The sequence below is a fragment of the Sapientia aquatica genome, assembly GCF_004358105.1.
In the GTDB taxonomy this organism is placed as follows: Bacteria; Pseudomonadota; Gammaproteobacteria; order Burkholderiales; family Burkholderiaceae_D; genus Solimicrobium; species Solimicrobium aquaticum.
In genome coordinates this window covers 57,075-70,831 of record NZ_SMYL01000013.1, presented here as the reverse complement: position 1 = coordinate 70,831, position 13,757 = coordinate 57,075, and the positions used below count along the sequence as shown (strand labels likewise).

Here is a 13,757-nt window from a genome sequence, read left to right as displayed (position 1 = left end):
AACTGTACAAAAACGCGCCTGTGGATTCCGAAATCGGGACAATTTCAAGATCGCCGTATATTTCCATTGTGGCGGGCTTGACCTTTATCCGACTTCAGCGACCCACAGGAAAGTCTGATGAATCAAATTTTTACGTTTTGGCGTATCAAGCGGCGCATATACCGATCAAAAATTACAAATTCTGGCGGCTGGTGTGTTGAAGCCGCGCGATGTCGCCGTGATTATTAGCAGCAGCGGTCGGATTCCAGAATTATTAGAAGTCGCCGAGATCGCCAGCAAACGCGGTGCATTTGTGGTGGCGATTACGTCCAGCCACTCGCCGTTGGCGCGCAAAGCCGATGTGGCCTTAATCGTCGATCATGTGGAAGATGTCTCCACGCATTTACCGATGATTAGCCGAATTCTGCATTTATTGATGATTGATATTTTGGCGGTGGGCGTGGCGCTACGGCGCAATTCCGACAACATGCAGTTGCTGTACGCAGAAGCCGATGAATTGGTCGAGCGACCTTCGCACATTGCCCAGAATGAGGCGGCTGCGAGCAATAAAGCGTTGTCGGATAATCCGGGCGTCAACTTGGCTTCACCGCTGTCACGACTGACTTCACACAGCCGTTAAGGAACCATAGATCAAGGCGAAGCTCAATTGATGGATGGTTGCAGCACCGAGTTAGTACTTGTTTTTTTCTGATTTTTTTGTGTACTTATTTTTGTTTAGATCGCTATGACTTATCCGCAATTATTAGCCGACATCGGCGGCACTAACGCTCGTTTTGCAATCGAAACCGCTCCGGGAAAATTGGACGCAATCGTGGTATTGCCATGCGCCGAGTACCCAACGTTGTCGGACGCGATGCGCGCTTATTTTGCTAACCAAGCCGCCATCAATGCAGGTGCCGCCAACGTATTGCAAGCGGGCATAGCTATCGCTAATCCGGTGCATGGCGATGTGGTGCAAATGACCAATCATCATTGGAAATTTTCCATTAGCGCAGTACAGGCTGAATTTAAGCTAACGCGATTATTGGTGGTCAATGATTTCAAAGCGCTAGCGATGGCGTTGCCGTTCTTAGACGACACGCAGAAATACCAAGTCGGCGTTGGCGAACATCACAAGAACGCCGTAATCGGTTTGTTAGGCGCTGGCACTGGCTTGGGTGTTTCAGGCTTAATCCCGACAGGCAATGGCTGGGTCGCCTTGGATAGCGAAGGCGGTCACACCACGTTTTCACCGACTAATCAGCGCGAGATGGATATCCTGCAATTTGCCCTAACCGAATACAAGCACGTGTCGAGCGAACGTCTGATGTCTGGCGCAGGATTAAAATTGTTGTACCGCGCCCTGTCCTATTTGCAGCACACGGCAGCCGACGACATTGATCCGCCCGAAATCATGCGCCGTGGCTTGGCTAACGAATGCGCGATTTGCCGCGAAGTGTTATCGACCTTTTGCGAATTGCTCGGCACTATGGCTAGCAATTTGGCCATCACGTTGGGAACCAAAGGCGGGGTGTATATTGGCGGCGGGATTGTGCCGCGTTTGGGAGAATTCTTCAGCCAGTCCAACTTCCGCCAGCGCTTTGAGCAAAAAGGTCGCTTTGCGGGTTACCTGCAACAGATTCCGACCTTTGTGATTACCGAACCTTACCCTGCTTTCATTGGTATTTCGGCCTTGCTCAATCAGGCTGATTGAGCAGATCAAAACAATTTTTACAAAACAACCTTCACCATCGGGTGACTAGACAAAGCGCGATACAGATTATCAAGCTGTTCACGGCTAGTCGCCCGCACTGTCACCGTAATGGCCAAATAAGTGCCCTTGCTCGACGGGCGCATGTCCATCTTCGCCGCGTCAAATTCTGGGTCGTGTTGCAGCACTAATTCCATCATTGTCTGGGCAAATTCGTCGTGCATCGCGCCCATGATTTTGATGGGAAAGTCGCTGGGATATTCAATTAAGCTGTCGGTTGGATTGGTTGTCATGGCGAAGTTCTGAAATGGTTAAAACGGATGCAACAGCCACTTGGCTGCCGTTGAAAGGCGTTATTTTACGCGCTTGCGTGCGGGTCGGATAAATGATCCTGCTTTTTGGTCGATTATCCTTGGAACGTCTGGCGCCACAATAGCGGTGAAATACCAAAAGCCACCTTGAAATGATGGCGAAACGACGCCGGTGAGCCGAACCCTGAGCGCTCCGAAATATGCTCAATCGACAAGTCAGTCGCTTCAAGCAAATGTTGCGAATGCCTCAACCGCTCGCTGAGCAGCCATTGGATTACAGTCGTTCCGGTCAATTGGTGAAAATGCCGGGTGAACGTGCGCCGCGTCATCAATGCGCGTTGCGCCAAACTGTCCAAATTATGCGGCTCGCTCAAATGGGCCCGCACCCATGCAATTAAGTCCGACAAGCGCGAATCGCTGGCCGTCACCGGAATCGGCTGCTCAATATATTGTGCTTGTCCGCCTTGCCGATGCGGTGGAATCACCAATCGGCGCGCGACTTTGTTGGCTGCCTGTCCGCCGTATTTTTTCCTCAACAGTTCGAGACAGCAATCGAGTCCAGCAGCGGTTCCGGCGGAAGTCATTAGATTGCTATCGCTGACGTACAACACATTCGGATCGACTTTGATGTTTGGAAAGCGGCGCGCAAAGTCTGGCACATAAGCCCAGTGCGTGGTGGCGTTTTTGCCCGTTAGCAGCCCCGCTTCGGCCAAGGCATAAGCGCCTAGGCACAAACCGACCAATTGCACCTTGCGCTCATTGGCCGCCTGCAACGTAGCGATCAGTTCTGCTGGAGGAGCGATTTTTGGATCGTGCCAACTCGGGATAATGATGGTGTCGCAGTCGGCCAAGTCGTTCAGACCGTATTTGACGGCGACATCAAAGCCGGCGGTGGTGGTTAGATTGCCAGGTTGTAAGCCGCAGACTTTGAGTTCAAATTCCGGCATGCCCGGATGGTTTTCCCCGAACACGACGCACGGCACGGACAAATGAAATGGGCTGATCTTGTCAAAAGCGAATACCCCAATTGTGTGTTTTTGCACCACTATCTCCTCATCCATATTGGCCCAATTCTAGCGTAAATTGTCATTTGGGACGCTCGTGCCGGTTTGCGCCAAGATCAATAATGACGACTTCGTACATCCCATGAGGAGAAGTTAATGTCCACCACCAAGCGCGCCTTGATCGTGATTGATCTGCAAAATGATTATTTTTCCGAGGGCAAATACCCTTTGTGGAACACCGAAGCAACGCTGTCTAATGTTGAGCAAGCGATTAACAAAGCCCAATCGTTAGGTTGGATGATAGTGCTGGTGCAGCATGTTGCTAACGCTAAACTTGGCCTTGCTCCGTTTTTTAACGAAGGCTCCAACGGTGTTGACATTCACCCACGCATCTTAGGGGCAGCGCCCGATGCGCCTATCGTGGTCAAGCAATTTGCCGATAGTTTTCACCACACCACGTTGGAACACGTATTGCAGCAGCGCGGCGTGGAGGAATTATTTATTTGCGGAATGATGACGCAGAATTGTGTGACTCACACCGCGATCTCTAAGGCGGCGGAAAAATACCGCACAACGATTTTGTCGGATTGCTGCACCACAGTGGATGCGATGATACATAACATCGCCTTGAATGCCGTATCGACCCGAGCTAATTTGGCTACGTGGAGTGCCGCCATCGAGTGATGCGGGTGCGTTTCGGCAGGCAGCAAGTGCGGTTCGCCTGCCAAAGATCAGGGTGCTTAATCGCTGACTTTAACCCAGCTTTTATCTGGGTTGTACAGGCTAATTGCATGCGCCGATTTAGCCGTTGCTGGTCCTAAATCTTTTTCATACACATCGTCGTAATGATTGACGATAAATGATTTCACCCCTGTTGAACCGTAATCGGCCGGCCAAGCCAGCATTGCGAAACCCGCCAACAGGTGGCCGTTGATGACGTAGCTGTATTTACCACCCGGAGCTTGTGCGCCTTGGGCAGTGAGGATTTTGAAATAGTAGCCGTGATATGGCTCGCCCACGGCGGGTGAGCCTTCTTCGGCCACCAAGGGGCCAAACGGGCTGATGTCGTCGGGTTCGGCGGAGTTGGTTTCCCAATACAGCCCGTCTTTTTTACCGGGCGTGCTGATGATGTGGCGGGCGAAACTTCGCACCTCCGATTGATCGTGCGAATGTTGCGCATAAAGGCGTTGCGCGTCGGGATACGCGCGCAGAATTTCAATCGCCGTTAGCTCGTTCGCGCCGATGCGGCGATTGAGAATTTCCGTCGCGCCTTTATCGGAATCGAAGTACCACTTATCTTCCACTTGCACCAAGGGAATCGGCATCGGCCACGCGTTTTTGCCGATCACCAAGCTGATCGATTTGTCGTCATTGGTACGCAGCAGTGTCGCCTCTGCTAAGGCGGCTAACGTTTGCTGGCGGCTTTCTTGAATCGCAGTTTTATCGGACGTCACCACCAAATCCTTATTGCGCTCGCCAAAAATACGCACTAATTCTGCGTCGTCATTGGCTTTTAGCGCGTTGGTCAATGCTTCGACGGCCAGAGCTGGGCTGGCAAACATTTGCTCGTCGGGAGATGCGTAACTGATCGTACAAATCGACAGTAACGCAGCAACGATACTGGCAGAGACGGGTTTGAAATTCATAGCAAGTTCCTAGCGGCGTTCGTTGCCATGTCGGGCGTTGTTCGAGGGACGTGCGGGGCCTGAGTTATTTTCATGCGAAAAATTCTGCCGAGGTTGTTCGCGCGGCGCTTGGGGCTGTGCGGATTGAGGTGACGGAATTGGGCGGCTATTGAAGCCACGGATCGAGGCGCGATTGGCTTCTTGGCCGGGAGTATTCACCTCGTTAAATGCGCTACCCCGTGCAAATCCTTCTGGCGCCCAGCGTCTAGTTTCATTGCTTGAGTTGGACGGCGTTGACACTGGTCTTGTTTGTGGTCTTGCTTCGGACCGAGCCTCTGGCCGGCTTGCGCCATTGTTAGTTGCTGGCATGGTCGGATTTCTATCGCCCCGATTACTTGGTTGATAGTTTGGGGTTGTTGCATTGCTCTGATTCGTTGGACGGGTTTGAAACGAGCCAAAATTATTGGGTCGCTGACCACCTTGGAAGCGGTCATTAGGGCGATAGTCGCCGGGGCGCGATCCGAAATTCGATTGGCGCGTTTGAAAGCCATAATGGGTTTGTGTCGGTGGGCGGTTATAACGCCAGTTCTGGCCGCCAGTTGGGCGGTAATACGGCATTGGTCCACCAGGACGACCTGGGTAATAGTTGTGGTTGATATTGACGGTGACGTTGTTATAAATGTGGCCGCCATACCAGTTCGTGCTCCAAGCCGAACCAATCGCCGCGCCCCAAACAAAGCCAAAGAAGAAGCCGCTACTTGCCGTATACGGATAATAGTAAGACGGATACGGCGTTGGGTAGTAGCCCCACATATACGGCACAGGTGAATACACGATCACCCGCGCTGGCTGATAGACCGGTACGTAAATCACTTCTGGATTGGCAGGCGCAATGGTGATTACCCTGTCTTCAACTCTGACGATTTGCTTCTCATTGCTATTTAAGTTACCTGCCGACTGCGCTTTAGCGCGAAACGATTGAATCGCCGCTAACACCGCAGGCTCATCCGCATCAACGGCGTCACCGAGCGATTGAGTCCAATCTAGATCGTCGTTCATTTGACGAATAACATCGGGATAGTTGAGCAATTTCACGACCGGATCGGCCATCGACGCATCAGGCTTCGTGGTTGGATCGGATTTAAATCGTTCCAAGAAACGTTGCGCTTTTACAACGTCGAGCGGATAAGTCGAGGCGGGTAAGGTGATTGCAATCAAATCATCCGGATACAAGGCGATGCGTCCAACGATATTTTCGAGCTGTTGTTGGGAATAGGCGACCGTAGGAGTTCCCGGCGCGGTTTGCGCAAATGCGGGTGCGTAGGACAACAACGACAACGCCGATGACAGCGCGATAACGCCAAGGCGGCGAGTAAAAATGGACCTCATGATTGCTCCAATGCAATTAATGTGACATTGCTGCGTGAAAAAGTGCTCATGCAGTAATAACGCAGTCAGGGGCCAAAGGTTACAGAGTTATTTATAAAAAATGAAACGGATTGTAATCAAATTACCACGAATGGGAAAAATGGGATGTAAAACAGGCGGGGACTAAAAACTGCGGAAGGTGATGGCTACGCTCCGCAGTTTTTTGAGGAAGATGTATTTACCGAGCGCTCAAACTAGTTGATCGGATGAATCGATCAAGTTAGTGCACAGTAACGATTTGCTGCATGTACGAATCATACTGACCCAGAAAATCATCGACTTCTTCTAGGCTAGGATCGGATGCGATCAAATCGGATACATCTTTGCGGAAGCTGACAGCTTGCATGCCTCCCATGAAAAATTCACGCTTGACCGCTTTATCGGTAATTTCATAACCGCCAAAACGCAACGCTTCATTATCGTCATCAGCGCCGAACTCCACTACGCTGTATTGCTCGCTGTTATATATGAGGTTCATTGTGTTTCCTTTGCTCAAGACCAGATTGAAGTGAAAGATGGTGTTTGACCAGGGGATTTCAAGTAACAATCTACCTCTTACTTACCTACGTTGACTTACTTTTAAGCTTAAATAACTAGTTTATAACGTTGGTACTGTTGATAACGGCGCGATCACCGATTTTGTTGACATGCCCTAACAATCTGTAACAAATATCTGGGATTAATTTGAGTGTAGGTTAAGTTGATCGGCTAATTCAAGGTTTTTCTCATAGCCGCCAGACGACAACAGCGTGACGACTTGATCGAGATGATCTGATGATGAAAGACTGAGAAACAGTTGCTGCGGTTTTTGTTGAATCAAACGGTTGAGATAAACCCGCATGATCATATTGTTAGTGCAACAAAGACAACCTGCGGCGATACGAGTAACGATTAAATTGTCATTGGCTTCCAGATGATTTTTACCGTCAGCCAAACCTTCTAATATCACCGCCGTTTTAATTGATTCAACGTTGCTGGTTAATTGTTGCGCGATCGCTTGTTCACGTTCACTTGCGCTGCCACCCAATACTAAAAAGGTTGGAATCACAACTACAGAGAATTAATCATGCCGCTTGGATGATTTCAGCGACTCCACCCCAAGCTGTTTGAGCTTGCGATACAAGTGAGTGCGTTCTAATCCAGTGCGCTCGGCCACGCGCGTCATGCTGCCGCCTTCACGCTGCAAGTGGTATTCAAAATAAATCCGCTCGAACGAGTCGCGCGCTTCACGTAAGGGCAAGTCAAACGAAAACTGCGCCATCGGATTAATCGGCGCTGGCGCAGGTGTGAGTCGCGCGTCAAAGGTCGCGCCCATCATGTGATGACTGCCTAGCGGGGCGGGTTGTCCAACGTTCGTCGCATAGGCTGCTTGGTGGGCGGCTCCAGCGGTGGCTTCTGCGGCTACTGGCATGCGCGGTGGAACGCTGCCGCGTGGTGGTTCGGCCGTTTTGGTTAAACCTTGTTGAACTGCTTTGAGAAGCTTTTGCAGTGAGATTGGCTTTTCTAAGAAATTGAGCGCACCAATGCGGGTCGCTTCCACGGCCGTATCAATGGTTGCGTGTCCCGACATCATAATGACCGGCATGGTCAACAGTCCGTCGCGCTGCCATTCTTTTAACAATGTCACGCCGTCGGTATCTGGCATCCAGATATCGAGTAAGACTAAATCAGGGCGGGATTGCGCTCGAAGTTCGCGGGCTTGTTGGGCATTTTCAGCAGATTGCACAACATGACCTTCGTCCCCCAAGATTTCTGAGAGCAATTCACGTATTCCCATTTCATCATCAACGACGAGAATATTTGCCATTATTTATTGCCTTTCGTGTTCAAACCAGTCTCGTGAACCTGAGCACTGCAAGTTCATCAATTATTAGGTGCTAACTTTAACAGCAAAATCGATACTTTTGCACCATTTCCATCGGTTCGATTTTTTATATCGACCCGACCTCCATGTTCTTCTAATATTTTTTTCACTACCGCTAATCCCAAACCGGTACCACGTGGTTTTGAAGTGGCATACGGCTCGAACGCCCTAGCCAAAATTTTACTGCTAAATCCAATTCCGTTATCAATGATCGACAAACTCGCCGCGCTTTGGGTTTGGCCTTCTGAATTATTGTAATGAACCACTTCGGTAATGACATCGATATGTCTATCAGCGCCGTTGGGGTGTTGTTCGTTGACCGAGTCTTGCGCATTCTGCAAAAGATTATGGATAACCTGGCGCAGTTGGGTCGCGTCGCCCATGATCGTGGGTAGATCAGGTGACAACTTCATATGAATTACATCCGCGCCATCGCCGCCTATGTACAAGTTCATGACTTCATCGATGAGGCCATTCAAATTGAGCGGCGTGAGTAAGGCCGGTGGCGTGCGGGCATAGTCGCGGAAATCGTCGACCATGCGTTTCATGGAGCTAACTTGGTTGACGATGGTATTGGTGCTTTTGGTCAAAATGGCGGCGTCCGCTTCGCTGAGTTTGTCGAGCAGCTTCATCTGTAAGCGCTCGGCGGAGAGTTGAATTGGCGTTAGCGGGTTTTTAATTTCATGCGCTAAGCGCCGACCTACTTCACCCCACGCAATGGAGCGCTGGGCCGAAATAATATTGGTAATATCATCAAACACCACCACGTTACCAATGCCAGACGAGACCGGCAAATGCGAGCCGCGTGCTAACAAGGTAATGGTTTGATTATTATTGCTGTGCTCGCCAAAATCGGTTACTTCGCTCAGCTCTTCAAACGGATGACGCGGCAATTCAATTTGCTGTTGCCAATGCTGATCGATATTGCCCCCGGCTGCTGACTGGGCATTTTTTTCCGAGAAGGCTTTGGAAATCGCGTTGGAAAAAGTAGTCAATCCGGGGATTTCTGACAACTGCTTTCCAACGTGATTTTCCACCGATAACTGCAAAATCCGCTCGACCGATTCGTTGCAAGTGATCAGGTGAAAACTGCGATCCAACACCATCACACCAGCAGACATATTGGCTAAAACGGATTCCAAATACGCTTTGGCGTTTTGTAATTCGCTGCGGTTTTTCTCGACCGTGGAGCGCGCATCAAACAGTTGATGCGTCATGATATTGAATGACTTGGTTAAGCTACCGAGTTCATCGTTGCTGGCAATGATCGGACGGGGCGAGAGATTCCCTTCGGCCACCGCCTTAGTACCTTCGGCCAGTAACAGAATTGGTTTAATCAAATCGGTGGCGAGCAAAAATGCGCTGACAATTGCGGCAAAGATGGCTAACAACAAGGTCAAGGTTAATGTCGCAATATAAATCGTGCGCAAACCATTGCGTCCTGCGGCCAGTTCTTGGTATTTGATATTGGCGCTAACTAGCGTGTCGGTGTTAGTGCGGATGGTTTCGGGAATGGGTTGAATGAGCTGCAAATATTGCGGCTCTTCGTGCATGGAAATCGTGTCCAGATAATTGGGAATTAACACAATCACCCGCAGCCTAGTGCCAGCTCCCGAAGCAGCTCGGCTACCTGGATCGGACTCGTTTTCGGTCGCGCTATCGTTTCCGCCTTCGTAGTCCGAAAAGTCGCGCGAAGTTCGGGCTTGACGCAGCATCGCTTGGGTTGGTAGATCTGGCAATAATGACGTGCTCAGCCCGCCGGTGCTGGAAACTAACATGCCCTTGCTGTTGATGATGCTGGCTTGGAGCTGCTGATTTTGGTCGAACAAACGCGATAAACGTAGCACGCGGTTGGTTTCCGAGTAATCGCCTAATTCCTGTGCGGCGCGGCGGGCGCGAGTGGTTAGATCGGACAGCGAATTATCTAAGGCGCTGCGACCCAAATTGAGCCCAGCATTAATCGCTTTTTCAACCCGCTCATCAAAACCAGATTCGATCGAGCGGGACACAAACTGAATCGATACCGCATAAATTAACGCGCCGGGAACTATCGACAAGGTAGCGAACAGCAGCACTAATTTAGTCAGTAAGCGGGTGCCGAATTCTTTTTGCTTGTAACGTTTATACAAGCGAAACAGCAGCAAAAAAATTAAGCCTAGCAGCGCAATGGCAACTAAGGCATTGAGCGAGAACAGCCAAATATAATTTTTCTCAAAGACGGCGGCTTGGTCAGAGAGCGACGCGATGAAGAACAGAAAAATACCCGAGATGGCCGCGCCAACGACGAATAAATACTTCAGCAAACGGGTCACTTGTCATCAGCCTTGAAGGTCATGCGCTTCCAGTCCGAAGCCAGTCGCCAGTCGCTATCGTTGAGCGCATTGAATTGCAGCGGCTTAGGCAATTGGCTGGTATCAAGCCGCAGGCGCACCGAAACGTTGTAGGTCGCACCACGGTTAAGCGCGGATCGTTCGGCGATAGTCCAGCGACTTGGATGGCGCACTAAGGCTAAGGCGTCATCAAGATCTTTGTAATTTTGCGGAAAGCTACCATTGACGGAAGCGCGGTATTGGCGGGTTAAGACATTGTACGAAATGCGAACAGTTTGATTGCCGGTGATGGTTTTTTCATCGAACCAATACCAACGCGGTCGAGTGATTTCCACTTCGGTTACGAAATACAGCGGGATACCGGAGGTCAGCGTGTTTTCAAGGTCGCGGCTTAGCTCAAAATTAAAGCTAGCGGCAAGGCGATATCCTTCGTCGCTGGACTCAATCTGCGCGTGCGAGATCTCAATATTACCGGCGTACGCAAGCGGTTGCGAGCACAGCAGGCAACTCAGTAGCGTCAACAGTAATAGCTTAAAAATTCGGTGCATGATGCTCAAATCTATCGTTTTTATTATGTAATCTTACCAACACAAACTAGTACCAAACTAGTTCGCAACAAGTTCAGCACACAGCCGCGAGCTAGTTCTTTTGAAACAAGGCATAAAACAAACCATCGTGATCAGAATCGGTCGCTGCACAGGGAAGCAACTGGCCTGGTGCGGGTAAGCGCGTCGCGGAATGGCGATGCGCAAAGGCGGCGGCTTGTGCTTCGGATTCTTGGGGCCACACAGAACATGTGACAAGCAATAATTTACCACCTGGCATCAACATCGACCAAAGATTGTCGAGAATTCGGCTGGAAAGTGTGGCAAGTTGCGCAGCATCGGCTTTGCGACGCAGCCAACGAATGTCGGGATGGCGGCGCACGATGCCGGAAGCGGTGCAGGGCACGTCAGCGACGATGCGATCAAATTGTTTTCCGTCCCACCAATCTGCCTTGCTCGCGTCGCCGACCAAAAGCTGCGCGTTGAGCTGCAAGCGGGAGAGATTTTCGGTGATCTTGGTGGCGCGTTTAGGATCGGAATCAAGCGCCGTTAAGGTGATGTCAGCGGTTTCTAATAAATGCCCCGTTTTTCCGCCCGGCGCAGCACAGGCATCCAGTACCCGCATGCCGTTTTGAACATCTAATAAGGGCGCAGCCAGTTGGGCGGCGGCGTCTTGGACTGAGACTAAGCCATCCATAAATCCTGGGATTTGCGCAACTGGAACTGCTTGTTCCAAACGAATCGCAAACGGGCCAATCGCGTGCGCTGGCATACCGTTTTCTTGCAGAATTGCTAAATACGCATCGACGGATGTTTTGCGTTGATTGACGCGCAGAGTGAGCGGTGGCGTCGAATTACCGGCCGTTAAAATCGCTTGCCAATCTTTGGGATACGCCGCTTTGCAAGCGTCTATCCACCATTGCGGATAATTCCATTGGGCCGTTGGTAATTTCATTACGGTGGCGAGCAAGTCGTGACGTTCACGCAAAAAGCGGCGCAGCAAGGCATTGACCATATTTTTGGCATGCGCGATATCGGGATGCGCGGCGGCGGCATTCACCGCTTGATCGACCACCGTGAATTCGGCATAAGGATGCAGCGCGACGTCTTCTTCCACGATCAAGGCCAACGCGCAGCATAGCAAGCTGTAGAGCAAGGCCGGTTCGGGCGCTTTGGTGGTCATGGCGCTGATTAACGCATCAACGCGCCCGACTTGACGCATCGTGCGGTAAGACAAATCTTGAATCGCGCCGCGATGGGCCGGCTCGACATTGGAGTTACTAAATAACTTAGCCAGCGCTTGCGGCAAGGCGATGCCGTTGAGCACCATCGTGATCGCTTCGGCTGCTCCGATTAGGCTGTAAGAGAGCGAATCGGCTTTTAAATGCAGTTCGGATAATTTAGGCGCTACTTGAACGAACTTGCTCGTAGGTTTAGCGGCGACGGGACGTGTTGAGGTCGGCTTAGTGCTCTGTTTAGTGCTTTGATTCGTTGCGGAACTTGTCGCCGCCTTTTTGGGTAACGTAATCGTGGTTTTAGCTGGCTTTATCGGTAATTTTATTGTTTTGCTCATTTTGTTCTTTGTTTAAACACCGTTGTCTTGCGTTAAAGCCAATCTAGGTAGTTCAATATTAGGCGATGGGATGGCGTGCAGCCAGCCATTGTTGTACATCATTGAAAACTTGTTGCGCGCCGACTTCATTAAATAATTCGTGATAAAAACCGGCATAAAAATGGGACGTGCTGACCTGATTTGGCAGCGCCGCTAAAAAATCGCGGCTGCCTTGCGGATCAACCAAATGATCGTCGGCGGCCACCACTAGCAAGGTCGGAATGGTCAAAATGGCCGCGTGGATTTGGCTGTACTCAATTGCCTGCAACATGCTGTTTAACAAAGCCGCAGTAATCTTGTTATGCACCAGCGGATCTTGTTCGTAGGCTTTGACCACGTTCGTGTCGTGCGACAAAAAGCGCGTTTTTAAGCCATTACCCACGCCGAAATGCGGTGCGATCTTTAGCATCAAGCCAAGTAAAAACTTATCCACTCCGGTTAACCACAAGCCCAGCGCGGGCGACGACAAGATCAATCCACGCAGCGGAATCTTTGCCTGCGTAGCAATGCGAGCGGCAAACAATCCGCCCATGCTATGCCCCAACAATATCGGTCGGGTGCGGCAACGTTGGGCAAAATCTTGAATCAGGACTTCCGCATCCTGCACGATCGCAAGCGTCGTCGGCACATCACCGCGGACGCCGCCAGATTGGCCGTGACCGCGGTGGTCATACGTGCGCACCGAGAAGCCACACGAATTTAAAAATTGCGCCACATGCAGATAACGCCCGCAATGCTCACCCAAACCGTGCATCACAACGATGCACGGAGTTGTGTCGCCTTCCAACATAAAGTCACGAACAAATAATTCGCAACCGTCTATCAGCCGAAAGCGCGACTCAACCGGGGCCAGAGCCGCAGGCGTACTCATCTTATACGCCCCAGACCACGTCGCAGCCTTGTTCATGGGCGGCGCGTAACATTTCTAATAATGGGAAAGCGCGCGCGGCGAAACTGATGTTTTCAATCGGCGCATGTTCGTGATCGCCATCTTCGTTTGGTTGTGGATGCTCGGCTACGTCGTGTTGTACCAAACCAGAAACCGAGTGAGTGCGGCTGTCGGCAATCGCTTCTTCGATGGTCGCAACAGCGTTGGCAGCATCTTCTTTGACGATGATGCCGCGTTCAATATCTTTGTCTAATAATTCTAAAATACGCTGAGCATGCTCTTTATACATAACGATATCAGCGGCAGCTTTGGACTTAAACGTAATCAACATGGAAATCTTTCTAAACTCAACAGGGTTAAATAAAAGCGTCTACAGCGAGGGGAAAACGGAATAGAGTGTTGCACACCAACACAAAAAATTCAAATAGAAACAGCACCAAACTCGCGGCAAAATGAGGT

16 protein-coding genes are annotated in these 13,757 nt (G+C 50.6%); 4 read left to right on the top strand and 12 right to left on the bottom strand.

Annotated elements, in window-relative coordinates:
* The 3 genes from E2I14_RS19520 to E2I14_RS17365 all read left to right on the top strand — a co-directional run.
* A partial coding sequence (locus E2I14_RS19520) for a hypothetical protein (protein ID WP_206105671.1) occupies positions 1–200 on the top strand: 200 nt, incomplete at its 5' end.
* Positions 194–619 (top strand): SIS domain-containing protein, encoded by a 426-nt coding sequence (locus E2I14_RS17370; RefSeq protein ID WP_206105670.1) that lies wholly within the window; start codon positions 194–196, stop codon positions 617–619. The genes E2I14_RS19520 and E2I14_RS17370, both read left to right, overlap by 7 nt.
* Positions 620–724: 105 nt before the next feature.
* Entirely contained in the window at positions 725–1,693 is a 969-nt protein-coding gene (locus tag E2I14_RS17365; protein WP_133330880.1) for a glucokinase, read from the top strand.
* 17 nt (positions 1,694–1,710) lie between these two features.
* On the opposite strand, the gene E2I14_RS17360 is transcribed toward E2I14_RS17365, so the two are convergent.
* On the bottom strand, positions 1,711–1,983 hold the full coding sequence (locus E2I14_RS17360) for a DUF493 family protein (RefSeq protein WP_133330878.1): 273 nt from the start codon (positions 1,981–1,983) through the stop codon (positions 1,711–1,713).
* Between the two features lie 113 nt (positions 1,984–2,096).
* Entirely contained in the window at positions 2,097–3,062 is a 966-nt protein-coding gene (locus tag E2I14_RS17355; RefSeq protein ID WP_133330876.1) for a GlxA family transcriptional regulator, read from the bottom strand.
* A 99-nt stretch (positions 3,063–3,161) separates the two neighbouring features.
* Here E2I14_RS17355 and E2I14_RS17350 point away from each other — a divergent pair, with 99 nt between their 5' ends.
* Positions 3,162–3,689, top strand: coding sequence for a cysteine hydrolase family protein (locus E2I14_RS17350; RefSeq protein ID WP_133330874.1), 528 nt, complete (start codon positions 3,162–3,164; stop codon positions 3,687–3,689).
* Between the two features lie 56 nt (positions 3,690–3,745).
* On the opposite strand, the gene E2I14_RS17345 is transcribed toward E2I14_RS17350, so the two are convergent.
* The 10 genes from E2I14_RS17345 to E2I14_RS17300 all read right to left on the bottom strand — a co-directional run bounded on the left by E2I14_RS17345 (position 3,746) and on the right by E2I14_RS17300 (position 13,629).
* Positions 3,746–4,651: a DUF2950 domain-containing protein gene (locus E2I14_RS17345; protein WP_133330872.1), complete on the bottom strand. Its 906-nt coding sequence runs from the start codon at positions 4,649–4,651 to the stop codon at positions 3,746–3,748.
* A gap of 9 nt (positions 4,652–4,660) precedes the next feature.
* Positions 4,661–6,019: a DUF3300 domain-containing protein gene (locus tag E2I14_RS17340; protein ID WP_133330870.1), complete on the bottom strand. Its 1,359-nt coding sequence runs from the start codon at positions 6,017–6,019 to the stop codon at positions 4,661–4,663.
* A gap of 259 nt (positions 6,020–6,278) precedes the next feature.
* Positions 6,279–6,536 (bottom strand): BTH_I0359 family protein, encoded by a 258-nt coding sequence (locus E2I14_RS17335; protein ID WP_133330868.1) that lies wholly within the window; start codon positions 6,534–6,536, stop codon positions 6,279–6,281.
* 201 nt (positions 6,537–6,737) lie between these two features.
* The gene (locus E2I14_RS17330; RefSeq protein ID WP_133330866.1) at positions 6,738–7,106 is read right to left on the bottom strand and encodes a GTP-binding protein; all 369 of its coding nucleotides are present in this window, start codon (positions 7,104–7,106) and stop codon (positions 6,738–6,740) included.
* 12 nt (positions 7,107–7,118) lie between these two features.
* Positions 7,119–7,865 carry a response regulator gene (locus E2I14_RS17325; protein WP_133330864.1) on the bottom strand — a complete coding sequence of 249 codons (747 nt, stop codon included), beginning with the start codon at positions 7,863–7,865 and terminating at the stop codon, positions 7,119–7,121.
* A gap of 56 nt (positions 7,866–7,921) precedes the next feature.
* Positions 7,922–10,234, bottom strand: coding sequence for a sensor histidine kinase (locus E2I14_RS17320; protein ID WP_133330862.1), 2,313 nt, complete (start codon positions 10,232–10,234; stop codon positions 7,922–7,924).
* Positions 10,231–10,800, bottom strand: a complete 570-nt coding sequence (locus E2I14_RS17315) for a DUF4390 domain-containing protein (protein ID WP_133330860.1) — start codon at positions 10,798–10,800, stop codon at positions 10,231–10,233. Before E2I14_RS17315 ends, E2I14_RS17320 begins: the two co-directional genes overlap by 4 nt.
* Before the next feature lie 91 nt (positions 10,801–10,891).
* The gene (rsmB, locus tag E2I14_RS17310) at positions 10,892–12,370 is read right to left on the bottom strand and encodes a 16S rRNA (cytosine(967)-C(5))-methyltransferase RsmB (protein ID WP_133330858.1); all 1,479 of its coding nucleotides are present in this window, start codon (positions 12,368–12,370) and stop codon (positions 10,892–10,894) included.
* Positions 12,371–12,428: 58 nt separating this feature from the next.
* A complete protein-coding gene (locus tag E2I14_RS17305) occupies positions 12,429–13,280 on the bottom strand; it encodes an alpha/beta hydrolase (protein WP_133330856.1) in 852 nt (283 codons plus the stop codon).
* A 1-nt stretch (position 13,281) separates the two neighbouring features.
* A complete protein-coding gene (locus tag E2I14_RS17300; protein WP_133330855.1) occupies positions 13,282–13,629 on the bottom strand; it encodes a DUF1840 domain-containing protein in 348 nt (115 codons plus the stop codon).
* Between the last annotated feature and the right edge of the window lie 128 nt (positions 13,630–13,757).